The organism is Geobacter sp. (assembly GCA_009684525.1).
Lineage (GTDB): Bacteria > Desulfobacterota > Desulfuromonadia > Geobacterales > DSM-12255 > Geoanaerobacter.
In genome coordinates, this window is the sequence record WKKR01000001.1 from 652,783 (window position 1) to 676,279 (window position 23,497).

The following is a 23,497-nucleotide window of genomic DNA, read 5'->3' on the forward strand; positions in this document are numbered from 1 at the left end:
TCGCTCCTACCCTGCCCCACCCGCCTCAACCTTCCTCGCAGCATGCATGGCCCGATACGCATCCCAGGAATAGAGACAGAGCCCTCCCCAGATAAACAGGAAACTGACCAGGTGGGCCTGGGAAAAAGGCTCGCCATAGACAAGGACTGCCAGGAGAAAATGCAGGGTCGGCGTAATGTACTGCAGGAAACCGATGGTTGCCAGCCTGAGACGACGCGCCGCGGCAGCGAAGAGCAGAAGCGGTATCGCCGTCACTACCCCGGCCAGCATCAGCAGGATATCCACCTGCATCCCGTTGTGCAGAAATGCCCCTTGCCCGCGCCACCCCGCATAGAGCAGGTACGCGAATGCCAGCGGCCCGAGGAGATACGTCTCCACGGTCAGGCCGGTAAGGGAATCGACCTGCACGACCTTGCGCAACAGGCCATAGGAACCGAAGGTCCCGGCCAGGATCAGCGCAACCCAGGGGAACCGGCCATACTGCACGGTCAGCAGCACGACACCCAGTGCAGCCAGGATGAGGCTTACCAGCTGCAACCTGCGCAACCGCTCCCGCAGGAAAATCACCCCAAGCAGCACGCTGACAAAGGGGGTGATGAAGTAACCAAGACTCGATTGCAGAACCTGGGCGTGATCGATGGCAATGATGAAGACCAGCCAGTTGGTGGCGATGAGCAGTGACGTCGTCACCAGGAGCAGCATGGATTGACGATCGCGCACTGCCCGGCGAAGATCCCGTCGCCCCTCGTGGCGGACGAGCAGCAGGGTGAGAAAGACAACAGACCAGCAGATCCGGTGCGACACGACCTGGAGCGGGGGGACGATACCCAGGGCCTTGAAATAGACCGGGAACCCGCCCCAAATGAGATAGGCGAACAACCCCAGAAGAAGACCGGTGCCTGCCTCCGGATGTCCCACCTGCCGGGTCGTGGTCATTGTTCAGCCACGTCTGCCACGCTGCCGCCGGTTATCCGGAGCAGATCTGAGGGGGACAGGGGGAACAACGCATTGGGCGCACCTGCAGCGGCCCAGATCATCGCATGCCCCAAGAGGTCGCGGTCGATGAATGCCGTCAGCGGCTCCAGATGGCCGAGCGGCGGCACCCCGCCAATGGCAAAGCCGGTCTGGGCCCGCACGGTCTGGGCATTGGCCATGACCACCGGTTCGCCGGCCATATCGGCGATCCGACCTACACAGACCCGGTTGCTGCCACTGGTCAGCACCAGGAAGAGCCTGTCGCTCTCGGCGCCTTGTAACACCAGGGATTTCACGATCTGAGCCACATCGCAACCGACCGCATCTGCCGCCTCCTGGGCGCTTCTCGTGCTGACCGTCAGCTCCTGCACCGCGCCGGGCACTCCGGCAGCCGCAAGCGCACTCCGCACCCGCTCCACACTCCCACTTTTTTTAGCCACGCTTACCTCCCGGATCGTTTATAACGATATCCCGTACCGAGACACGGGTAAACAGGAAAAGCCCACAAAATATGAAACCCGCGCCGATCACCTGTCGTAGCGTCGGATATTCCCGCAAAAAGAGAGATGCCCAGACAATGGCGCCGAGCGGCTCGCCGAGAATGCTCACCGAAACCACGGAAGCCTGGACGTAGCGCAGCACCCAGTTGAACACCGTATGCCCGAGCACGGTGCAGACCAGGGCGAGTGCCAGGAACAGGAGCCAGTCGCCGGCGGGATAGGGATAGAGCGGCGTCCTGCTCGCCAGGGTCGCCAGGAGGAGCACCACCGAACTGCTCCCGTAGGTGAAAAAGGTGTAGGCGGGAAGGCTCACGTCGCTCCGCAGGCGCCGACCGACCAAAAGATAGCCTGACACCAGCAGTGCCGCCAGGAGTGCCAGCAGATCCCCCCAGAACGCCCGCATGTCGAGCTGAAAGTCGCTGGCACCGATGATGAAGCTGCCGGACAGGGCAAGCAGCCCGCCGAGCATAGCCAGGCGGCTGATCCGCTCACGGAAGAAGACCCACGATCCGATCACCACGAATACCGGCTGGATCGTCACCAGGACGACCGAACTGGCAATGCTGGTATAGCGCAGGGAAGCAAACCAGGTGACGAAATGCAGGGCGAGAAAGAGGCCGCTCAAGGCTGCCAGCCCGCGCTCCCGACCGGAAAGCAGTCCGAGATCGGAGCGGTGCCGTAGCAGCGTGAAGGGGGCCAGCATGAGAAAGGTGAACAGCAGCCGATAGGTGGCAATAATCATGGCCGGCGCCGAAGCCAGGCGCACGAAGAGCGCCGAGAATGAAATGGCGAAAACCCCTACCAGCACCGCCAGATAGGGGTTTATCACGGGTTTGTCGTTCATCAGTATGCTTTCGGGAATGCCCGGCACAGACCGCCCGTGCAGGCAGAAGAATCGATCATTCTCCCAGGTATGCCCTGCGGACCTCGGGATTTGCCGCCAGCTCGCGCGCATCGCCGGAGAGAACCACCTCGCCGGTCTCCAGCACATAGGCCCGGTTGGCGATGGAAAGGGCCATGTTGGCGTTCTGCTCCACCAGCATGATCGTGGTCCCTGCCTTGTTGATCTCCCGGATGATCTCGAAGATCTTCTCCACCAGCATGGGTGCCAGGCCCATGGAAGGCTCGTCGAGCAGCATCAGCTTCGGCTGCGACATGAGGGCCCGCCCCATGGCAAGCATCTGCTGCTCACCCCCCGAAAGGGTCTTGGCCAGCTGCTTCTTCCGTTCGAAGAGCCGCGGGAAGCGCTGGAATACCTGCTCGATCCCCTCGTTGATCCCCTTGGTGTCCGAGCGGATATAGGCACCCATCTCCAGGTTTTCCAGCACCGTCATATTGGCAAACACGCGCCGCCCCTCGGGCACCTGGGAGATCCCCCGCTTGACGATCTCGTGGGGAGCGACACCGGTGATCTCCTCACCCAGGAAGCGAATTGCGCCAGCTGCAACGGGCACGATGCCGGATACCGTATTCAGGGTGGTTGTCTTGCCGGCACCATTGGCGCCGATGAGCGCGACGATCTCCCCCTGCTCGACCCTGCAGGAGACGTCCTTCAAGGCCTTGATGGCCTTGTAGTTCACAAAGAGATTCTCTACGACGAGCATGTCATGACCTCAACAACCGTGGCTGGGAAGCGGCACGAGAGAAACTCGGCGCCCTCTTGCCCGGTTCAGTGCGATTTTCCCAGATATGCCTCGATAACCTTCGGGTCCTGGCGGATCTCTTCGGGTGTACCATCGGCAATCTTTATCCCGTAATCCAGTACTGCAATCCGCTCGGAAAGCCCCATGACGAATTTCATGTCATGTTCCACCAGGAACACCGTAACGCCGGTGGCGCGGATCTTCTTGACCATCTCCATCAACACCATCTTCTCCTGGGGGTTCATGCCGGCCGCCGGCTCATCCAGGAGCAGCAGATCGGGCTTAAGGGCCAGCGCCCGGGCAATCTCGAGGCGACGCTGTTCTCCGTAGGGGAGATTGCCGGCCGACTCGAATGCCTTGTAGGAGAGTTCGACCAGCGTGAGGCAATGGATGGCCCACTCCATCAGCTCCCCTTCCTCGCGCTTCACCCAGGGGGTAAATTTGAGGATGGCCCCGGTCAGATCCCAGCTGCCGCGGGTATGGGCACCGATCAGGACGTTGTCGAGCACGGAAAGTTCAGTGAAGAGCCTGATGTTCTGGAAGGTTCGGCCGATGCCGGCAGCGGCGATCCGGTAGGTCTGCATGCCGCTGATGGGACGATCTTTGAAGGTGATTGCACCGGAGGTCGGTTTGTAGATCCCGGTGATCAGGTTGAAGAGGGTGCTCTTGCCAGCGCCGTTGGGACCGATGAGGGCCTGGATGGTCCCCGGCTCCACGGTCAGGTTCACGCTGTCCACGGCGACCAGGCCGCCGAACTGGATCGTCACATTTTCTAGTTTGAGTATCGACATGGCACGTCTCTATCTGCTCGAATTAGTGCTGCTTCTTTTCCATCTCTTCCTTCATGTGCGGCTTACGGCCAATGGCCCTCAGGACAACTTCGGTAAAGTTGATGCCCCCCATGAGGCCGTTGGGCCGAAAGATCATCATGAAGACCAGGAGACCGCCATAGACCAGCATGCGGTACTTGGCCATGAAACGGAGGAATTCCGGTGCCGCGGCAAGGATCGTCGCGCCGATGATGCTGCCGGGAATGCTCCCCAGGCCGCCGAGAACGATCATGCTGAGGATATCGATGGACTTGAGAAATCCGAAATCGGAGGGGTTGATGTAGCTGATGAAGTGGGCGTACAGCCCCCCACCCACCCCGGCGAGAAAGGTCCCGATGGCAAAAGACTGGACCTTGTAGCGCGCCACGTCGATCCCCATCGCCTCGGCAGCGATCTCGTCGCCGCGGATGGCCTTGAGCGCCCTGCCGAAACGGGAGTTATGGATGAAGGAGACGACGATAACGGCCAGCACGACCACGAGCCAGACCATGATCGGCATGGGGATCGTGGTATTGGGGCTCGGCACGGAAAGGCCGAGTGCCCTGTTGGTGATGTCGAGGTTGAGAAAGACCACCTTGACGATCTCGGCAAAACCGAGGGTGCAGATCGCCAGATAATCGCCGGTGAGCCTGAGGATGGGATAACCGATCAGAGCGCCGACACCAGCCGTCACCAGGCCGGTGACGAGGATATTGAGAGTGAACGGCATGCCGAGCCTGATGGTCAGGAGCGCACTGGTGAAGGCGCCCACGCTCATGAAGGCCGCATGCCCAAGGGAAAGCTGGCCGGTAAGCCCGGTTATGACGTTCAACCCCAGAGCGAGGACGATGCCGATGCCGATATTGACGATGATCTGCAGAAAATAGGGGTTGATATTCCCCAACAGAGCCTGTAGCGCTTCACCCATACTTGAAAACCTCAAATCCCTGGATTCGGGCGGCGAACGCACCAGCTAAGAGAGGCTGAACCCCTTGCCGGTGCGTCAATCCCCAACCCGACGTTAGACTTTTTTCTGTATCTTTCTTCCCAGAAGACCGGTCGGACGCACCAGCAGAACCAGTACCAGGATGGCAAAGGCGATGGCATCGCGGTACGAGGAGTATCCGGCTGCCACGCCGAGTACTTCGGTAATTCCCAAGAGGAGCCCGCCCAGCATGGCGCCTGGGATGGACCCGATCCCGCCGAGGACTGCCGCGGCAAAGGCCTTCAGACCTGCCATAAGACCCATGTTGAAGGAAACCGCGTTGAAGAGGAGCCCCACCAGAACGCCGCCGGCTGCAGCTAGGGCCGAACCGAGGGCAAAGGTGAACGAGATGACGACATTGACGTTGATCCCCATGAGTGCAGCGGTGTTGTAATCCTCGGAGGTTGCCCGCATCGCCTTGCCGATCTTGGTCTTTTGAACGATGAATTCGAGCGCCACCATGAGAATGGCAGAAATGCCGATGATGAGCAGCTGGAGGGTCGATATGTCGGCATCGCCGATATGGATCTGGTTGACCGGAAAGGCATCGCTCGGGAACCCCTTGGCATCGGCGCCGAAGATCATCTGGGCGAGCGTGGAAAGAAAGATGGAGACCCCGATGGCGGAGATCAGGGCAGAGAGCCGGGACGATTTCCGCAAGGGACGGTAGGCGATCAGTTCGATGAGAACACCGAGCACCATGCAGGTGACCATGGCAAGCACCATGGCCACGAAGATATTCAGCTTGAAGGTGGCGACCAGGAGGAGCCCGACAAAGGCACCGACCATGTAGATTTCGCCATGGGCAAAGTTGATCAGCGTAATGATGCCATAGACCATGGTGTAGCCGAGGGCAATCAGCGCGTAGGTGCTCCCCAGTGCGATCCCGTTGATAAGCTGCTGAAAAAACATAGCCCGTCCTTGTTCACGTTACGTTCAGAACCGCAATGAGGCCTGCCGGATACGAGTTTCAACCAACCGTACTATACCAATTAAATCATGTTCGTTTACCATGAATGCATCCTGCTGTGCAAGTGGATAATAAATGGTTTGACCAAATTAACATTCCCATGTGTCAATCACGAGTCACGTCTGTTCAGCCCCACGTTAAAAGGCCCGGAAGGATAACCTGCCGGGCCTTTGACATACCAATCACTCTTCTGATAAAAACGCTGTCAGTCCATCTTGACAGGAACTTTGGCCTTCAGGGCGAATTTGCCCCCCTTCACTTCGAGAAGAGCGAGCGGCGACTTGATCGGCTCGCGATTGTCGCGGATGGTGATGGTTCCGGATACTCCTTCAAAGTTCTTGGTCTGGGCAAGAGCTGCCTTGAATACCTTCGGATCGGCACTGTTGGCGCGCTTGATGGCATCGGCGAGCAGCATGATGGCATCGTAGCCCTGGGCATCGAACAGACCGGGCTCGGCACCGTTGAACTTCTTCTTGAACGCCTCGACAAATTTGGCGGTTACCGGCGATGCCTGCTCGGGAGAGAAGCCGAGGGCGGACATGGTGCCTTCTACCGCATCACCGCCGAGCTCGATGAGTTTCGGCGAGAAGAGGCCATCGCCGCCGAACATCTTGGCCTTGAGACCCTGCTTGCGGGCTTCTTTCATGATCAGGGCCGCTTCGGTGTAATAGCCGGAGAAGAAAATGACGTCAGGTTTCTTTGCCTTGATGTTGGTAATCTGGGCACTGAAGTCCTTGTCGCCGTCCTTTACCTTCTCTTCGGCAACGATCTCGATCCCTTTTCCCTTGGCGGCATCGCGGAAGGTCTGGGAAAGGCCGACGCTATAATCGTTGTTGTCGGACGTGATCACTGCCACCTTTTTGTAGCCCATGTCCTTGGCAAAGAAGTCGATGCAAGCAGGAATGGCGACGCTGTCCAGCAGGGTATCGCGGAAAATGAAATCGCCATTTTCGACAACGCCCGGGCCTGTCGCACCTGCGGAGAGGAGAACGACCTGAGCCTTCTGGGCAATGGGAGCTGCAACCTTGGTAATGCCGGTAGTCGGGTCGCCGACAATGGCAACGACATTATCGCGGCTGATCAGTTTCTGGGTTACCGAGGCGCCCTCCTGCTTGTCACCGCGGTTATCCGCCTCCACGATCTCTATCTTCTTGCCGAGGATGCCGCCGGCAGCGTTCAGCTCGTCGGCAGCCATCTTCATCCCTTCCAGGGTCGGTTTGCCGAACATGGCAACGTCACCGGTAAGGGCACCGAGGAAACCGATCTTGATGGTGTCGCCGGCAGCCTTCGGCGCCTCGCCACCGTCCTTTTTCTTGCAGCCGAAACTGCCGGCTGCCAGCATACCTACCAAAAGCAAGGCCGCCATCTTTCTCATGTTCATCGTGAACCTCCTGATCAATGGTATACAGTTACGTGTATCAGCTAAACATGCAAATGCAAGTGGAATGGAACTATCTCCCCGGCTTGTCCATGCTCTTGATAAATGCATTGACCTCCTTGAGCTTCTGCTCAAGGGTCCTGAGTTCATCGGCTGAATACACCTTGGTACCCTTCTTGATCTCCGCCTGGATCTTCTTTACCTGTTTCTGGATAGAATCGACCTCGCCGGCGCACCCTTTGGATGCCAGCAGGCATTGATCCTTCTCATCCTTGGTCATCTCTGCAAAAGCGGGAATGGCGGAAGCCGTCAGTACGGCAATGGCCAGTATCATCGCGATTTTTTTCATTTCTGCCTCCCTATCTCGTGGAATGGTTGCCGGTCGCGGCCGAGGACGCGACCGTTCAGTTCAGGACCTAGAAACTGTAGTTGACGATGAGCTTCACATCATACGGATTGTCCGGCGTACCGTTGGCGGCGATATCCTTGTAGTAGTCCCCCAGAACGACATAACCGGCACGTCCTGTCAGCGTTACGCTCTCAAAAACCTTATAATCGACTTCAGCATTGATTTCGGTGCCAAGATAATTGCTGGAGTTTCTCTGCCCGGTCTTCACGTTAACAGGCTTGTTGAGGTTCTCCTTGGCTACTGCAGCAAATCCGAGATTGGCACTGGCCTTCAGTTTGTCAGTGAAGGGATGGTCGTAACCGAGAGCGCCAAAGATCACACCCTGATCCCTGTTATTCACGTCATAGACGATGGCAGCATCATTGGTCATGGCGTATTTGTCGCGACCGAGGATAACCATCTCGTTACTGTAATAGCCGCTTTCCGAGAGCCCGAACCCGGAGGGGGTGTAGAAGGCGTTGCTGGTGCTGCGGCCACCGGGGTTACCTTCACCGGAGACGTAGAGGAGCTCGGTGCGGGCCGTGCCCTTACCGACCTTCAACCGTGCCCCGGCGTTTGCCGCAAAGGCGCTGATGTGATTGGAAGTGGGCTTGCTGACCGTCTGCTCATCGTTACCGAACTGATAGACAACGAACCCGTCCAGCGTCAAGGGACCGAAACCTGCTTCGGCATTGACACCGAGCATGTGAACGATCACGTTCTCAACGTTATTCACCTGGGGCGCAGTATACGCACCCTGGTCCCTGTCGGCATTGTCGCTGTTCACCAGGTAGTAGGCGCCGCCAACCTTGATATCTTTGGTAACGTTGTATTTACCATCCAGGACAAAAAAGTCGCGGGTCTCTTTGCCAAGGTCAAAGCCATTGTCGTTCCAGCGGAAAAAGCCTGCGGAGGCAGCGGCATCGGTATAAGAATGGGATACGAAGATACCAGCCATGTCGGCACTGGCGAAGATGCCTTTGAATGCATCATCGAACGGCTGCATACCGATTTTTGCGTTAATCTTTGTCGTCGGGATGTTCATGTCCAGATAGACGTTCTTGGTTTCCAGGTTGATATCATCGGAACCGAGAGCAGCACCACCATTACGCTTTACGGAATAAGAATCATTCCCCCAATATTTATAATCGATTTCGAATTTCGTCACCAGCTTGAGATCGTCCGAAGCCTTGGCAATATAGGCCAGACGAGCGCGTTGCTCGAAGAAGTTTGCCGTCGGGGCCTTTTTGTCCGTGGTGCTTGGATCATAGGTACCAAAGCCACCTGTGTCGCCCTGGTTATCCCTCACATTGTTCGTCCCATTGAAGTTCGAGACGTCGAACTGGGTCTGAAACATCCCGTGAAACTCATTCTCAAAGGCAAATGCCGGTACTGCAGCACCGACTGCTACGGCGCATGCCGCGGCGACTACAACAGATTTCTTCATGTTCATGCACTCCTCTCTGAATGAATATAATGCATCTCAATCTGCATCCTGCTGCCCTTCATTCCTCGACCCAGAGCCCCCCTTTTCGCTTTTTTCATGCAAGTCCACGGGATCTAACCCGCGCTGTAGTTGAATGAAAAACAACGTATATTTAATGCAATACCTCGTGCAAATCAACTTTTTTTTAATGGTTAAACATTTTAACAACTACCTATAGCATGGAGTCGCATTATCCAACCATTCAGGTTTACAGGCAGAATTTGCACCTGAAATCTTTGGCAGCGACAAACAATCTCTTGGTCTGACAATTCAAGAATGGACAATGAAGGGAGCTTGGAAACGACAACGGGGAGACCCAAGGGATCTCCCCGCCGTGTAATCGCGGAGTTTTTATGCTGCGGAAAGGAACTGCGTCAGATGTCACCCGGCTTCTTTGTCTTTAACCAGTTTTTCTCCAGGTTGAACTGCAGCATTGAATACCCGTAAAGGATATCATCATCGCTCTGGGCGGCGTCCCTGAAAAATCTTCCGGTGATGAAATGATCATAGCCAACAATCACGGAGACGTTGTCAGATACCATGTAGGTCAGTGTGAAATCGGTCTCAAGGCCGATGTCCCGCTTAAAACCGGCCTCAACGTGATCAGCTACAAAATAGCGCCCGGTCGCGGAGAAATTGACCTGTTTTGACAGATCTATACCCCATCCAAGGGTATAGATCTGCAGTCCGCTGGCATGGTGGTCTCCCACGGTCAGGCCCGAGAGATCACCGACAACGCACATATCCCCCACCAGGGAAGTATCATTATTGGGATTGCGGAATTCCCGGTTCGATCGGATGCCATCGGCTGAGTCCTGACTCCCCGACCCGTATGCGTAACTCAGGAAGAATTTGTTGCTGTATCCCGCCAGGTCTGCATCATAGGTCACGTCGATATGACCGCCAAAGGCATCGATATCATCATTGTTCCCGGTTATCCCGTTGAAAAGCTTGCCCGATTCGTAGACCAATTCAGCTTCAGCAGAAAACGAACCGAATGTTGCAGTCCCCCGCCCGCCCCATATCATAAGACGCTCGTCGACATGGTGATCTTCCGAGCCTGAATCACGAAAGACATAGAGTTCGGCAGAAGTCGCATCGTCGATACTGTAGGTTGCATAGGCACCGGCCAAGTTCCCCAAAAACCCGTTGTTGAAGGGGGGAGCATAGGCGCCAAGCAGGAAGTCGAGGCTGAGGGGCTCTATCGGTTTTACCCTGAGCCGTGCCGCGTCGAATACAAGGCCGTCGAAGAAGGAGTTGGTGCCGAGGATGAAGGCGCTGCCGTAGCTGAATTCCTGACGCCCTCCCTTCAGGGAGAGCCAGTCCCGACCGGGCGATTTCAGTTCAGCATAACCCTGGTAAAGGGAAAAACGGTTGCGTTCCTGGTGCTCTCCTCCCATGTACCCGTACCCCTGTCCCTCGACATGGATGTCTATCCAGTCAGTTGGGTGCCAGTAAACAAAAGGCTTTGCACGATAGAGAAATCTTCCTTCTGCGTGGTTGGGCGCATAACTGAAATCCGTCAAACGGAAATTCCCCACTCCTTCGCCTCGCAGAAACCCGCCGATTCCAGCAGCAAATTCAAAAGGAGGTTTTGTTTCATCGGGTTTGGCAAGCATCTTCTCTATTGCTTCACGCCTGGTCAGATAACCCTCGTAACCTGAAAGATCCGCTTTCAAGGCATCGTAAAGACGAGCAATCCGCTCCATATCTTCCTTGGGAATTGCATTGGAACCATTCTTGTCACACATCTCCATGACTTTATCCAGAACCGCCAGAAGCGAAGCAGCAAGGTCCTGTTTTGCAACAAACTCGCCATCAGGAACCCGTCGTGAAGCATCATACTTAACGGCAAGATCCTTCAGCTCCAGACACGACCAGTGCTTGCTTTCGACCCTCTCCGGAATGACTTCAGCCGCCATCGCCACGTGAAAGTTGATGCAGAGCAACAGGCCGACGAGCAGAACACTATTCGCCAATTTTATCATCATGCACTTATCCTCCCTACAGTTGTATCGGCAAAGATATTGGGATTGTTTAACTACGGGTTTGCTCATGAAATTTTCCGGCGTCACGCCATCTAAGCATCTGCCTATCACAACCATATATTATCTATATAAATTATGAATACATACGTGTAGATATTGATTTTTATTTTCAATACAGCTTTACGCGATATTTGTCAAATAAAAAAAGGGAAGATCGCTCTTCCCTGATCGTTCATCCATTTCCATGAATGAGCCTGAAGCCAGCTACCTGTCAAATGCGCTCACATCAATCCAAGGTTCTCCCATTCAATAGGAGAGCGAACCCTTTCAGGCCCTCCGTAAAGCTGGGAGTACCATAAAGACCCAATCGCTTCTTTCCTGGCACAGCACGATAAATCGGCTCCAACACCAGATTGTTCATGCTCCCAGCTTCAAGCGTCATTGTTTTATGAACTTCAATATCATCGTTTTGTAGGGTCACCACTATCGAATGATGGCCAGCCTTCAAGCGCAGATTTTCTTGAAAGACATACCTGATACCGTCGCCAGTTTCCGGATCCGACAGTTTCTTCGGTTCGCTATTTTCTTCATGCAGTTGCCCGCTCAATTTCAAGACTTCACCGTCGATATTCAGTAAAATTTTGTAATCCGGCGTTCCGTGGATATCCGATACAGAATGAATACCAGGCTTGTGAGTTTTTATGCTGGCGGTGACCCGCAATGCGGACAATCCTTCCGGGACAATCCCACGAGAAATACTCTCTGAAGCATCTTTTGGCAAACATGCATTGTTTGCCTCAAACAGTACAGAGCATTCCGCAAGCCCTCTAAAAAGAAAGACCAGCATGATCAACATTAGACATATTTTCGTCATGACGTAGCTCCTTTTGCGGCTCAACCATCGTTTAACTTCGGTTCAATCCGGATTTGACTACATTTCCGCTTCGACTTTCCTCTTCTCGAACCAACCGTATACTGCCGGGATGATCAACAGGGTCAGCAGGGTTGAGGTTATCAAACCACCCACAACGACCGTTGCCAGCGGCTTCTGGATCTCCGAACCGGTCCCGCTGGCCAGCAGCATCGGCATCAGACTGAAGATGGCTATGGATGCGGTCATCAGCACCGGCCGGAGCCGATCAGCGGCGCCCTTCCTGATGGCCTCCCCGAGTTCCATCCCCTCGTCCCTAAGCTGCGAAATGCGCGATACCAGAACCAGGCCATTCAGCACCGCCACCCCGAAAAGGACGATAAAACCGACCGACGCCGGAACCGAGAGATATTGGCCAGAGAGAAAGAGAGAAAAAATTCCGCCGATCAGGGCGAACGGCAGGTTGGAAATTACCAGCAGCGCCAAGCGAATGGAGCGGAAGGTAACGTAGAGCAGCAAGAGGATCAGCCCGATAGCCACAGGGCCGATGATCATCAACTTGTTCATGGCGCGCTGCTGGTTCTCGAACTGGCCGCCCCAGGTCAGGTAGTAACCGACTGGTAGTTTTACCTGTTCCTTGATCTTCTGCTTCGCCTCGGCTACGAAACTACCCATATCCCGACCGGTGACGTTCATCTCGATACCGATCCGGCGCACGCCATCCTGACGACTGATCTGCACCGGTCCTTCCACCATCCTTACTTCGGCAAGTTGTTCGAGAGGAATGTTCATTCCTGATTTAGTCGTGATCAGAAGGTTCTTGATAGTCTCAATGGAATTCCGCTTCTCCTCCGGCAGCCGAACGGTAATGTCGAAGCCCCGGTTTGCCTCATAGAAGGTAGAGGCCGCCTTGCCAGCTACCGCTATTTCGATGACATTCTGCACATCACTGATGTTGAGGCCATAGCGGGCTATTCTTGCCCGGTCGATGGTGACGGTCAGATAGGGCTGCCCGGAAACCTTTTCCGTGTTGAGGTCTGTTCCGCCCCGGACGATGGAGAGAACCTTGGCTATTTCGGCCGATTTTTCATTTAAAATGTCAAGATCTTCGCCGAACAGCTTGACGATCAGTTGGGCCCGGGTGCCGGCCACCAGTTCGTCGATCCGGCACTGGATCGGCTGGCTGAAACCGAAGCTTATCCCCGGAACGCTCTCCAGCGCCTCGCGCAACTCGTTGGTCAGCTCTTCCTTCGTAATGTCCCGCTTCCACTCACTTTTCGGTTTAAACACCCCCACATAGCCGGTTTTGTCCACGCCACGGGTATCCAGGGCGACGCCGGTCTGACCGATGCGGCCAATGACCACGTCCAGCTCATCAAACTTCATCAATTTGGCGGCAGCCTGTTGGTTGACCTCCAGCGCCTTGGCCAGAGAGACGCCGGGAAGCATGGCTATATCCATGTCAAACGACCCTTCATCCATGATCGGAATAAACTCCGACCCCAGCCTGGTCACCAGGAACAGCGAGACGACCAGCAGCCCTCCGGCAATCCCGAGGACGACCTTCTTCTTGTTCAAAGCATACTCCAGCATCGGCAGGTACTGCTGCTTGGCCCAGGCCATGATCCTGCTGTCTTTTCCCTCTTCCGGTTTGAGAAACAGACTACAGAGCACCGGAATAATGAAAATGGAGAGGAGTAGCGACGAGAGCAGAGCAATGGCAACGGTAATTGCCAGCGGGCCGAACATCTTCCCTTCGATCCCCTCAAGGGTCAGGATTGGAATAAAGGTAAGGGCAATGATTAACTCGCCGAATATACTCGGCTTGCGCACCTCCATAACCGCCTTCAGAACCGTGTCGAGCTTGGGGTGCAGGTGCCCCTCTTCACTCAGGTGACGCTGGACGTTCTCCACCTGGATAATCGTGGTATCGATGATCATACCGATGGAGATGGCCAGGCCACCGAGGGACATCAGGTTGGCGGTAATGCCGGTGAGCTTCATTACGATGAAGGTTACCAACAGCGACAGCGGTAAGGCCAGCAACACCACGATACTCCCCCGGATGCTGTTCAGGAGCAGGTAGAGGACAATCAAGACCAGGATGGAGCCTTCGATCAGCGCCTTATTGACGGTACCGACACTGGCCTTCACAATATCGCTGCGGTCGTAATAGGGAACCATCTTGACTCCGTCCGGCAGCATGTTGCTTTCGTTGATCTCCTTGACTTTGGCCGCCACTCTGGATACCACATCGCGGCTGTTTGCGCCCCGCAGCATCATGACAATGCCCCCGACCGCCTCGTCGGCGCCGTTCTTGATGGCAGCACCCATGCGAACCGCTTCGCCTAACCTTATTTGAGCCACGTCCCGCAGGTAGGTTGGCGTCCCTTTTTGAGATTTGAGGACTATGTTTTCGATGTCGCTGATGCTCTGGATCAGGCCGACGCCGCGTACGATGTACTGGTCCGTGCCCCGCTCGAGGACGTTACCGCCAACATTGCTGTTGTTGCTGCCGATGGCGTTATAGACATCATCCGCAGTGACGCCGTATTTCACCAGTTTCTCCGGCGACACCAGCACTTGGTATTGCTTGAAATAGCCCCCGAATGAGTTGATTTCGTTCACTCCGGCGACGCTCTTCAGCTGGGGGGTAATGACCCATTCCTGCATAGTGCGCAGGTTGGTCAGGTAAGCCCGTTTCTGTTCCGGGTCCTGGGGCACCTTACCTTCCAGGGTGTACTGGTAGATCTCCCCCATGGCCGTTCCGATGGGCCCCATGGCAACCTGAACACCTTTCGGCACCTTTTCCCGTGCCTCGGCCAGCCGCTCGAAGACCAGTTGCCGGGCAAAGTAGATATCCACATTGTCCTTAAAGACAACGGTGACGATGGAGAGGCCAAACTTGGTCACCGAGCGGAGTTGCTCGATGCCCGGCAGGCCGCGCATGGCCATTTCTATCGGATAGGTAACATTCCGTTCGATTTCGACCGCCGACAGGCCGTCGGCATGGCTGACCACCTCAACCTGGATGTTGGTCACATCAGGAAAGGCGTCAATCGGCAATCTGATGTACGAGTAAAAGCCGAAAACAACGATCACCAGCGCCAAGAAGATGACCATCCCTTTCTGCTTCAATGTATATGCAATGAGTCTTTCCAGCATGCTGTCTCCTTAATGTTCGTGCCCCTCAAGTTCACCCTTCTTCAGTTCCGACTTCAGTGTGAACGCCCCCTTGACGGCATAGCGCTCTCCTTCCCTGAGGCCTGAAACCACTTCCACCATGCCGCCAGAGGCACGCCCCAGTTCAACCGGTCTCGGTTCAAACTCGGTCTCCTTCTCGGCGACAAAGATCAGCTTCCTGCCGTCCATTTCCTGTAGGGCCTCTTCCGGCACCGCCAGGACCGGTGGAGCGTCTGCAGCAAGCGCCAGCTCGACGGTAGCAAACATCTCCGGTTTCAGCATGCGGCCCGGATTGGCAACTTCGACCCTCGCCTTGACCGTGCGGGTAGCCTCGTCGACCAGATCGGCAAGATAGGTTATCCTGCCCCTGAATTTCCGATCGGAAAAAGCGCCAACGATGACGGTTGCCGCCTGTCCCCGGCGGACTTTGGCCAGGTCTTTTTCGTGGATGTCTACCAGCACCCAGACTGAGGAGAGATCGGCGACGGTGTAGAGGCTTTTGGCTGGGTCAGACAGCTCCCCGACAATGGCATGCTTCTCGGTGATAATGCCTGAAATCGGAGAGCGAACCGGCAAGAGCGGCTTCTTGTGAATGTCGCCCCTCAGATGAGCAATCGAAACCCCATACAAGGCGAGGCGTTCTTCATCCGTATGTAGTTCGGTCTGTGAGGTCTTGTAGTCGGTTTCGGCCTGCAGGATCTCCTTGCGGGCCGCAATTTTCTTATCCACCAGTGCCTTGATCCGATCCATGTTGGACTGTGCCAAGGCTAACTTGGTCTTTGACTGATGGTAACGGTTCAGGGCTTCACCCAGCTCGACACTGTCCAGGGTCACCAATACCTGGCCGGCGGCAACGCTGTCCCCCAGGGAGGACTTGACGCTGACGATCTTGCCGGAGATGCGGGGCGACACATGGGCGATGCGGTCGGCATTGGCTTCCACCTTGCCAGTGGTGCTGATAGTGCCGGCCAGGCGCTGTTTTTTGGCCAAAGCCACGACCACGCCGCTCTGTTTCTGCACTTCTGCGGACATCTTGACGAGTTTTCCCTCGCCATGTTCGTCGTGGCCTTCATGCCCCTTCTCCGCGTCATGGTCCCCTTTTTCGTCCTTATGACCGGTCTCTTTATGTTCTACTTTTTCTCCCCCCCCGGTGGTGGAATGGATCAGCCGGTAGGCGACGCCGCCCCCCAGGGCCAGAACCAGGATGAGTCCGATGATGATTGCTTTCTTATTCACTGCGCACCTCCGTTGATGTCTGTCGCCACTGCTGATTCGAGTTTTACGAATGCCAGCTGCCGGGCATGAAGCGCTGCCAGATAACCATCGCTGACCTCGAAGAATTTTTTCTGTTCCTGAATAACGGAAAGTATCCCGACCTCACCCAGACGGTACGCCTCGTGGGTCAATTGCAGGTTTTCTTCAAGCTGGGGGATAATGCTCGACTTGTAGAGAGAGAGTACTTTCTCGGCATTCTGAAAACTTGCGTAGGCGGTCTCTACGTCCCGTTCCACATTCCTGGTGGCGGCAAAGAAACGGCTTTCGCTGCTGCTCCGTTTTGCCCGGGCCTCCTGAATGCCGGCCTGGTTCTTATCGAACAACGGTATCGGCATCGACAGTTTCAACCCGATCGTGTAGGCAGTATCTTTGCCTTCAACTCCTCCGATTTCCATGCTGGTCGTGTCGCGCCTGAAGGCGAGGCCGGCGGTAAGGTTAGGGATGGCTTCGGACTGCGCCAGGGCGATCTCCGCGTCCCCTTTTGATTTTTCTGCCTCCAGAGCCTTCAGGTCGGGACGTTTTGCGAACGCCAACTGCTTCAGGTCAGCCAGACTCTTGTCAAGAGAGAAGCTGTTGTCCAACGCTCCAGCAATGGCCGGTGTTTCACCAGAAGGCTGCCCCATGAACGAAAAGAGTTTGGCCCGGATTTGCAGAAGCGCCCGCTCAGCTTCGATTCGAGTCCCTTCGCTGCGTATCAGCTCCACTTTTGCCAGATTCATTTCCAGCTCGGGAATATCGCCGGCAGCCAGACGCTCCTTGGTTATTTCAAGAAGCTGCCGGTTGAGCTCAATGGACCGGTCTGTCAATTTGAGCCGTTGCTCGGCAAGCATGACGTCATAGAATACCGTCTTCACTTCCTCAATCAAAGATCGCCCACGTTCAAGCAAATGCCAGCGGTAGGTTTCCAGTTCGCGTTCCGCAACTGTCATGCGTTTATGGCGCTTGCCTGCCAGCACGATTTCCTGTGAAACACCGATTGCCAGGTTGTTCTCGGCACTGCTGCCGGTCAAAGCACCTGTTCCCCCTTCAAGATCGAGAGTAGGATTGGGCATCAGTCCCGCTTTAATTCTGTTCGCATCTCGAATACCCTTCTCAACACGAAATGAATTAAGTTCGCCGTTATTTTGCAATGAATATTCGAGTATCTGCTGCAATTCCAGGTACGGTGTCTCCGCGCGGACAGGTTGAGCCATTACAATGCATATGATCGCCGGCACCAAGAGCAATGCTCTACGTGCACATTCCGTTGTTCCCAAGGGATTAACCTCCACTATTTAGTTGTTTTTAGGCAGAAATAGATTCAATGCGGGACGCAACTCGACATAGGGGAAAAGCAGAGCATTCCCCGATCGAAGACAAACTACTCCTGTCGAGTCTTTTTAGGCCTGGTTTTGCGGGGGAATAAATTTAGATAGGTAGACTTCGGGTAAGAATCTGAATGGGTCAGATGTGTGTAAATCAAGAACACACGGGGAATAAACAAGTTGGAAATTCTGAGTGGTTAGAGATGCATGACATGCACAGTTGATGCACGTATCACATCCATCAAAATCGTTGTGATGTTCAAGAGGGCACGAAGGACACTCGCCAGTGTCATTACATGTTACAGAGATTGGAACATGTTCGACCAGACACTTTTCCATGGCATGTGCATTCTCGCACATTCCGCTGAACCAGTTGGTCAGAAGTATGAATATAATGAGCAAGGACAACTGCTTCAAGCCATTACCGCCCAGCAGGAGATGGGTAAAACCTTATTGAACTATAGTAAATCACGAGTTACAAAGTCAAGAACAGAAAATATCTTGAAATCGTTTCACAAAATCTGGCTTAAAAACTGCCTTGCCCGCTCGTGGGAAGGACTGGTGAAGAAATGCTCCGGTGTCCCCACCTCGACGATGGCACCCTGGTCCATAAAGATGACCTTGTCGGCCACTTCCCTGGCAAACCCCATTTCGTGGGTTACGACCGCCATGGTCATGCCTTCGCGGGCAAGATCCTTCATGACGTCAAGCACCTCGCCGATCATCTCCGGATCAAGGGCCGACGTCGGTTCATCAAACAGCATCATCTTCGGGTTCATGGCAAGGGAGCGGGCAATGGCGACCCGCTGTTGCTGGCCGCCAGAAAGTTTGCTCGGGTATGCCGACGCCTTTTCGGCAATGCCAACCTTTTTCAACAGCTCCATGGCGCGATCTGTAGCCTCGGCCCTGCTCCGTTTCCGAACGACGAGCTGTGCCAGGGTGAGATTTTCCAGAACGGTCTTATGGGGAAACAGGTTGAAAGACTGGAACACCATCCCCACCTCTTCGCGAACCTTGCAGATATCGACTTTCGGATCGGCAATGTCCACGCCATCGACGATGATGCTGCCCGAATCGATAGTCTCCAGGCGGTTGATGGAGCGGAGCAAGGTGCTTTTCCCCGAACCGCTGGGGCCGATGATGACCACCTTTTCGTTGGCAGCTACAGAGAAAGAGACATCATGCAAAGCGCGGAAACTGCCGAAATGCTTGAAGACATTACGGGCCTCAATCATGGGGCGACTATTTTCCCGCATTGAGTCGTTCCTCCATGATGCCGATCAGCTTGGAAAAGAAAAGGGTAATGACCAGATAGATCAGGGCAATCACCGTGTAGGTCTCGAAATAGGTAAAGGATTCCGAAGCGAATTCCCTGCCGCGGCGAAGGAGATCGGACACTGCCAGGATGGATACCAGGGAGGAATCCTTAAGAAGGGCAATGAACTCGTTGCCGATGGGAGGAAGCACCACTTTGATCGACTGGGGCAGAATGACGTGCCGCATGGCCTGCCGACGCGACATCCCGAGGGAGAGCGCAGCCTCCATCTGCCCTTTGGGGATGGACTGGATGCCGGCCCGGAATACCTCGCCCATGTAGGCACCGTAACAGACTGCCATGGCGATGATGGCGCTGAAGAGATCGGGGATTCGGACAAACCGCCCAAGCGCATAATAGATGTAGAAGATCTGCACCAGAAGGGGAATGCCGCGGATCACCTCGACATAGAGCGAGGCAATGCCATTGACCAGTCTGTTTGTGGAAATGCGCCCCAGTCCGGTGAAGAGCCCGAGCACTATGGCAAGAAGGATAGCCCCTACGGTTACCTTGAACGTGACCAGAATGCCATCGGGAACGAACTTGAAAATGGCGAGGTACGGATCGGGCTTATATACCGCCAGCAGGATACAGCAGGAAATCGACCCGACAAACGCGATGCGCCACGCGGTAAACAGGCCGGCGTCGGACTTCGTTGGGATGGCTGCGCCGTCACCAACGTCGATGTGGGATTGTGGCGATTCGCTGGTTGACATGCCTGATTGTTCTCATCCTTCCTGCAAATATATGATTATGGGGTGGATCGCTCCACCCCATGCAGTTGACTAACGGAGCCACTTCTTGCGGAGTTTCTCATCCAGCTTCTTTGCCCTGACTGCCTTGATCCCTTTATTGAAAAGCGCGATCAGCTCCTTGTCACCCTTTTTCACGGTAATGCCATAGCCTTCGTGGGTGAAAGGCTCGCCGACTATCTTGAATTTTGCCTTGTACTCCTGCTTCTGCAGGGCATAGTGTGCTGCAGTCGGCTCATCGCAAACGACCGCCATGATCCTGCCAGCAGCCATATCCTCGAAGGCCAGCCCGATCTCGTCATAGGTCTTGAGTTCAACACCGGCATTCTTCTTGATCTCAAAGGCACCGGTGGTGCCAATCTGGGCTCCGGCCTTCTTCCCTTTCAGATCAGCCAGTTTCCTGGTGGTCTTATCGGTTTTCGGCACAACGATGATCTGGCCGATATTGATATAGGGATCGGAGAAATCGAAGTTTTTCTTCCGCTCATCAGTGATGGTCACGGAAGAGATGATGGCATCGTATTGTCCCGATGCGAGACCGGCAAAGATGCCGTCCCAGGCGGTATTCTTGTAGGTGACAGCCAGGCCCGCCTCTTTGGCGACAGCGTTCATGAAATCGATGTCGAATCCGACAATCTGCTTGTTCGCATTCACCATCTCCATCGGAGGCCAAGTAGCATCGGTCGCGACCACGATTTTGCGAGCCCCGGCAGCCTGTGCAGGAACTGCCGCAAACGAAAGTGCTGCAAGGATCAGAACTGCAGAAAGCATGAATAACGATTTTCGCATTTTTTGTATCCTCCTCGGGGTATGTCTAAATATATCGATTATTCGACGGATTCCGGCCTTTTTATCGCTTATTCACCCGTTTGTCAATACGATTGGTAAAACCATTTAGAATATTTATTGCCATTGGCGTGAAAAAACGGCACTATAGATGCCGTTTCAGTAGAACGTCACCCTGTCCCATGTCGAGAAAGACCGAGATGAAAAAGTACGTTGCACTTACCCTGCTGCTCCTGACCACCTTTTTCTGGGGGGTAACCTTCACCATAGTGAAGGATGCCGTAGCACAGGTGGACGTGTTCATTTTCCTTGCCCACCGCTTTGCTCTGGCATCTCTCCTTTTGCTGCTGTTCTGTTTCCTGACCCGCAGGCAGCTCACCAGGTCGGCCCTGAAAGATGGCATTGTCCTGGGGGTCGTTCTCTTCTCTGCTTTCGGCTTCCAGACCGTTGCCCTACTCTATACCAGCGCCTCCAACACCGGCTTTCTCACCGGGCTCAACGTGGTTCTCGTCCCGCTGACCGGGGCTCTGTTCTTCCGCCAGCGGGTTTCCGCACCTGTCGTTGCCGGGGTCGGACTCGCCGTAACCGGACTGTTCCTGCTCTGTTCCAACGGTACCTGGAATTTCAATAACGGCGACATCCTGGCCGCAATATGCGCCGTCTGCGTAGCCCTGCACCTCCTGCTCACCAGCAGTTTTTCCCGGCGTACAGGGACGGACATCTACTGGCTCACCACGGTGCAGATCTGCACGGTGGCGCTACTCAGTTTTGTCACTGCCGGCATCAGGGGCAAAGAGATACTCGCCTTGTATCCACAGATCGCCTGGGCTATCATTATCTGTGCCATCTTTGCCACAGTTTTTGCCTTCCTGGTCCAGACAGCCATGCAACGGGTGCTGAGCCCGTCCCATACTGCTCTCATCTTCTGCATGGAACCGGTATTCGCAGCTCTCTACGCCTATCTGGCCGCGGGAGAACGCATGGGCCCAATCGGCATGGTTGGAGCCCTGCTCATTTTCGCCGGGATGATAGTTTCGGAACTCGCACCACGGAGGGCTGCTGCCGGGGCCATTCCGCTCCCTTCCGGCGCAGATACCCTGGAAACACATACAACCGCCTGATCGAGAGGTCACGAATTTCGCAGTTGCCCCCTTGGATCTTGCATATTACACGAACCTGTCAGGAGCATCCCATGAAACCATTCACCATTTTTCTCCCTGCTGTCTGTTTCTTTCTGCTGCTTTCCGGGACGGTACCGGCAGCGGAGTCCGCACCGGAATCACCCCAGTCCCTTTACCTGCAGGCCGGCAAACTTGAACGCCAGGGGAATACACAGCAGGCGCAGACAATCTACGAATCCCTCATCGACCGTTACCCTGCCAGCGAATTTGCCGTCAAGGCCAATGATCGACTCCTGCAGCTTCTTGCACCGGTAGCGGCCTCGGATGCCAAGCCCACCCCGCTCACCGCGAAGTCCCTCCCCACCGCCAACGACCCCAAGCGGCGCGGTCGCATGCTGTTTGAGCTGAAACAGCGTGCAGCAAAGATTTTCAGCGATGAAAAACAGAGTAAATTCTATGCTTACTCAACCCTGCACAGCCATCGTTACAACCGCGGAGAATTACGGGACAAGGAAATCGAGTGGGATAAGGCTGCTGAGGAAAAAGTACGCAAAGAGCTCGGTATGGGGAGCGACGAAATCGACCGTGCAATAGAAGAGATCTGTCAACAACTCAAGGTAAGTGGAAAGTGTGATGCTTCACAGTTCCAGGAGGAGCCGACCACTCCCTGACATTCCGCGTCCATAGGATCATTTCGGGAATCCCTGGCAATTGCATTCATCCGAACGAAGATCCCCCTGCTGTGCAAAAGGGGCAACGACCGATACCGTTGCCCCTTTGCTTATCACGTGAGTTGGTATTTCCGATCATAAAACAGGAGCGCCCGTTGGATGCGGGAGACAATCGTAATCTCACCGAACGGTTTGGGGATGAAATCGAAAAATCCCTTGCGAAACGCCAGTGCCTCTTCATTCTCCGATTTTTGCCCTGTTATGAGGAGCACCGGGATGGACTTGGTTTCCTGAAGTTTTTTCAGGGAATCGAGCAAGGCATAGCCATCGATTTTGGGCAGAACCTTGTCGGTAATGATGACATGAGGATTCTTGGAGATAGCCTCCTTGAATGCTTCCATGCCATCCGTTGCAGTAATGATCCGGTATCCGTGCTTCGACAGAATCGAGGTCAACATCTGCAATACAGAGACGTCGTCATCCACTATCAGGATGGTTCGCTCGGCCTGCTCTTCCAGATCCTTGCCATAATAATGCTTGCAAATAGCCGCCAGGATATCTTTTCGCGTTGCGATGAATGGGACAATGCTCAAGTTGCGGTTTGACGCCAGATTCGAGACCATCTTCATATCGGTTGGGTCGGCCATGGCCAGACAGAGTTTGTTCTGTTCGAGCTTCAGGGGAAAAATGACGTACTGGAGCGCATTGTCGGCTGAAATGATCCCCAGCAGATCCGCAGGAAACGAATATTTCACCATATTCGTCGCCACCTTGGTGCCATATTGCTGTGCCAGAGCATAGGCCAGCTCCTCCGGCGTGACGATTTCCATATCCTCAAGGACCATGCCGAATCTCTTATTGAGCCGATGTGCAACAACAAGCACCCGATCTACCGTTTTCGGTGTCAAAATGCCCTTCTCTACCAGAATTTCGCCTATTCGTTTGCGTGGTTCCACACCATCCCCCGGACTGAGGCTTCAAATACGCTTTATTATAGCAGTAACAGTCCAATAGTCACTATTGGTGTAAAAAAACTTTACAGAAGGCTTCTAAGCAATGAGACAACTGATTAGCTACAGAAAAAGGCCACTTTATTG

21 protein-coding genes are annotated in these 23,497 nt (G+C 54.8%); 2 read left to right on the forward strand and 19 right to left on the reverse strand.

The features are described 5' to 3' along the window. Positions 1-6: 6 nt before the first annotated feature. From rarD to GJT30_03035, 18 genes are all read right to left on the reverse strand, one after another. Positions 7-936, reverse strand: a complete 930-nt coding sequence (gene rarD / locus GJT30_02950; GenBank protein ID MSM38568.1) for an EamA family transporter RarD — start codon at positions 934-936, stop codon at positions 7-9. Continuing rightward, complete coding sequence (locus tag GJT30_02955; protein ID MSM38569.1) at positions 933-1,415, reverse strand: YbaK/EbsC family protein; 483 nt, start codon at positions 1,413-1,415, stop codon at positions 933-935. Before GJT30_02955 ends, rarD begins: the two co-directional genes overlap by 4 nt. Next, a complete protein-coding gene (locus GJT30_02960) occupies positions 1,408-2,319 on the reverse strand; it encodes an EamA family transporter (GenBank protein ID MSM38570.1) in 912 nt (303 codons plus the stop codon). The genes GJT30_02955 and GJT30_02960 overlap by 8 nt, the downstream gene beginning before the upstream one ends. Before the next feature lie 55 nt (positions 2,320-2,374). Then, on the reverse strand, positions 2,375-3,079 hold the full coding sequence (locus GJT30_02965) for an ATP-binding cassette domain-containing protein (protein ID MSM38571.1): 705 nt from the start codon (positions 3,077-3,079) through the stop codon (positions 2,375-2,377). 65 nt (positions 3,080-3,144) lie between these two features. Further along, a complete protein-coding gene (locus tag GJT30_02970) occupies positions 3,145-3,909 on the reverse strand; it encodes an ATP-binding cassette domain-containing protein (GenBank protein MSM38572.1) in 765 nt (254 codons plus the stop codon). Between the two features lie 22 nt (positions 3,910-3,931). Continuing rightward, positions 3,932-4,855, reverse strand: coding sequence for a branched-chain amino acid ABC transporter permease (locus GJT30_02975; protein ID MSM38573.1), 924 nt, complete (start codon positions 4,853-4,855; stop codon positions 3,932-3,934). A 93-nt stretch (positions 4,856-4,948) separates the two neighbouring features. Then, entirely contained in the window at positions 4,949-5,824 is an 876-nt protein-coding gene (locus tag GJT30_02980; GenBank protein MSM38574.1) for a branched-chain amino acid ABC transporter permease, read from the reverse strand. 263 nt (positions 5,825-6,087) lie between these two features. Next, the gene (locus GJT30_02985) at positions 6,088-7,263 is read right to left on the reverse strand and encodes an ABC transporter substrate-binding protein (protein ID MSM38575.1); all 1,176 of its coding nucleotides are present in this window, start codon (positions 7,261-7,263) and stop codon (positions 6,088-6,090) included. A gap of 70 nt (positions 7,264-7,333) precedes the next feature. Next, complete coding sequence (locus GJT30_02990; GenBank protein ID MSM38576.1) at positions 7,334-7,609, reverse strand: hypothetical protein; 276 nt, start codon at positions 7,607-7,609, stop codon at positions 7,334-7,336. A gap of 67 nt (positions 7,610-7,676) precedes the next feature. Beyond that, positions 7,677-9,101 carry a hypothetical protein gene (locus GJT30_02995; protein ID MSM38577.1) on the reverse strand — a complete coding sequence of 475 codons (1,425 nt, stop codon included), beginning with the start codon at positions 9,099-9,101 and terminating at the stop codon, positions 7,677-7,679. Between the two features lie 407 nt (positions 9,102-9,508). After that, positions 9,509-11,122 carry a hypothetical protein gene (locus tag GJT30_03000; GenBank protein MSM38578.1) on the reverse strand — a complete coding sequence of 538 codons (1,614 nt, stop codon included), beginning with the start codon at positions 11,120-11,122 and terminating at the stop codon, positions 9,509-9,511. Positions 11,123-11,408: 286 nt separating this feature from the next. Further along, positions 11,409-11,996, reverse strand: a complete 588-nt coding sequence (locus GJT30_03005; GenBank protein MSM38579.1) for a hypothetical protein — start codon at positions 11,994-11,996, stop codon at positions 11,409-11,411. Between the two features lie 57 nt (positions 11,997-12,053). After that, positions 12,054-15,158, reverse strand: a complete 3,105-nt coding sequence (locus GJT30_03010) for a CusA/CzcA family heavy metal efflux RND transporter (protein MSM38580.1) — start codon at positions 15,156-15,158, stop codon at positions 12,054-12,056. Between the two features lie 9 nt (positions 15,159-15,167). Next, positions 15,168-16,412: an efflux RND transporter periplasmic adaptor subunit gene (locus GJT30_03015; GenBank protein ID MSM38581.1), complete on the reverse strand. Its 1,245-nt coding sequence runs from the start codon at positions 16,410-16,412 to the stop codon at positions 15,168-15,170. Continuing rightward, a complete protein-coding gene (locus tag GJT30_03020; protein ID MSM38582.1) occupies positions 16,409-17,707 on the reverse strand; it encodes a TolC family protein in 1,299 nt (432 codons plus the stop codon). The genes GJT30_03015 and GJT30_03020 overlap by 4 nt, the downstream gene beginning before the upstream one ends. Before the next feature lie 560 nt (positions 17,708-18,267). Continuing rightward, entirely contained in the window at positions 18,268-18,990 is a 723-nt protein-coding gene (locus GJT30_03025) for an ATP-binding cassette domain-containing protein (GenBank protein ID MSM38583.1), read from the reverse strand. A gap of 7 nt (positions 18,991-18,997) precedes the next feature. Continuing rightward, positions 18,998-19,786, reverse strand: coding sequence for an ABC transporter permease subunit (locus GJT30_03030; protein MSM38584.1), 789 nt, complete (start codon positions 19,784-19,786; stop codon positions 18,998-19,000). 69 nt (positions 19,787-19,855) lie between these two features. After that, the gene (locus GJT30_03035) at positions 19,856-20,620 is read right to left on the reverse strand and encodes a transporter substrate-binding domain-containing protein (protein MSM38585.1); all 765 of its coding nucleotides are present in this window, start codon (positions 20,618-20,620) and stop codon (positions 19,856-19,858) included. 188 nt (positions 20,621-20,808) lie between these two features. Between GJT30_03035 and GJT30_03040 the strand changes: the two genes are divergently transcribed. Both GJT30_03040 and GJT30_03045 read left to right on the forward strand, forming a co-directional pair. Beyond that, the gene (locus tag GJT30_03040) at positions 20,809-21,729 is read left to right on the forward strand and encodes an EamA family transporter (GenBank protein ID MSM38586.1); all 921 of its coding nucleotides are present in this window, start codon (positions 20,809-20,811) and stop codon (positions 21,727-21,729) included. Between the two features lie 71 nt (positions 21,730-21,800). Beyond that, the gene (locus tag GJT30_03045; protein ID MSM38587.1) at positions 21,801-22,400 is read left to right on the forward strand and encodes a hypothetical protein; all 600 of its coding nucleotides are present in this window, start codon (positions 21,801-21,803) and stop codon (positions 22,398-22,400) included. A 113-nt stretch (positions 22,401-22,513) separates the two neighbouring features. Here GJT30_03045 and GJT30_03050 read toward each other — a convergent pair whose 3' ends face one another. Next, positions 22,514-23,356 (reverse strand): response regulator, encoded by an 843-nt coding sequence (locus GJT30_03050; protein ID MSM38588.1) that lies wholly within the window; start codon positions 23,354-23,356, stop codon positions 22,514-22,516. Between the last annotated feature and the right edge of the window lie 141 nt (positions 23,357-23,497).

What these genes read in the sequence shown, in the direction of transcription:
- rarD (MSM38568.1), bottom strand. Translation starts at nt 936, where the DNA reads ATGACCACGACCCGGCAGGTGGGACATCCGGAGGCAGGCACCGGTCTT.
- GJT30_03040 (MSM38586.1), top strand. Translation starts at nt 20,809, where the DNA reads ATGAAAAAGTACGTTGCACTTACCCTGCTGCTCCTGACCACCTTTTTC.
- GJT30_03010 (MSM38580.1), bottom strand. Translation starts at nt 15,158, where the DNA reads ATGCTGGAAAGACTCATTGCATATACATTGAAGCAGAAAGGGATGGTC.
- GJT30_02985 (MSM38575.1), bottom strand. Translation starts at nt 7,263, where the DNA reads ATGAACATGAGAAAGATGGCGGCCTTGCTTTTGGTAGGTATGCTGGCA.
- GJT30_03005 (MSM38579.1), bottom strand. Translation starts at nt 11,996, where the DNA reads ATGACGAAAATATGTCTAATGTTGATCATGCTGGTCTTTCTTTTTAGA.
- GJT30_02970 (MSM38572.1), bottom strand. Translation starts at nt 3,909, where the DNA reads ATGTCGATACTCAAACTAGAAAATGTGACGATCCAGTTCGGCGGCCTG.
- GJT30_03030 (MSM38584.1), bottom strand. Translation starts at nt 19,786, where the DNA reads ATGTCAACCAGCGAATCGCCACAATCCCACATCGACGTTGGTGACGGC.
- GJT30_02965 (MSM38571.1), bottom strand. Translation starts at nt 3,079, where the DNA reads ATGCTCGTCGTAGAGAATCTCTTTGTGAACTACAAGGCCATCAAGGCC.
- GJT30_03045 (MSM38587.1), top strand. Translation starts at nt 21,801, where the DNA reads ATGAAACCATTCACCATTTTTCTCCCTGCTGTCTGTTTCTTTCTGCTG.
- GJT30_02980 (MSM38574.1), bottom strand. Translation starts at nt 5,824, where the DNA reads ATGTTTTTTCAGCAGCTTATCAACGGGATCGCACTGGGGAGCACCTAC.
- GJT30_02960 (MSM38570.1), bottom strand. Translation starts at nt 2,319, where the DNA reads ATGAACGACAAACCCGTGATAAACCCCTATCTGGCGGTGCTGGTAGGG.
- GJT30_02995 (MSM38577.1), bottom strand. Translation starts at nt 9,101, where the DNA reads ATGAACATGAAGAAATCTGTTGTAGTCGCCGCGGCATGCGCCGTAGCA.
- GJT30_02990 (MSM38576.1), bottom strand. Translation starts at nt 7,609, where the DNA reads ATGAAAAAAATCGCGATGATACTGGCCATTGCCGTACTGACGGCTTCC.
- GJT30_03025 (MSM38583.1), bottom strand. Translation starts at nt 18,990, where the DNA reads ATGATTGAGGCCCGTAATGTCTTCAAGCATTTCGGCAGTTTCCGCGCT.
- GJT30_03000 (MSM38578.1), bottom strand. Translation starts at nt 11,122, where the DNA reads ATGATAAAATTGGCGAATAGTGTTCTGCTCGTCGGCCTGTTGCTCTGC.
- GJT30_02975 (MSM38573.1), bottom strand. Translation starts at nt 4,855, where the DNA reads ATGGGTGAAGCGCTACAGGCTCTGTTGGGGAATATCAACCCCTATTTT.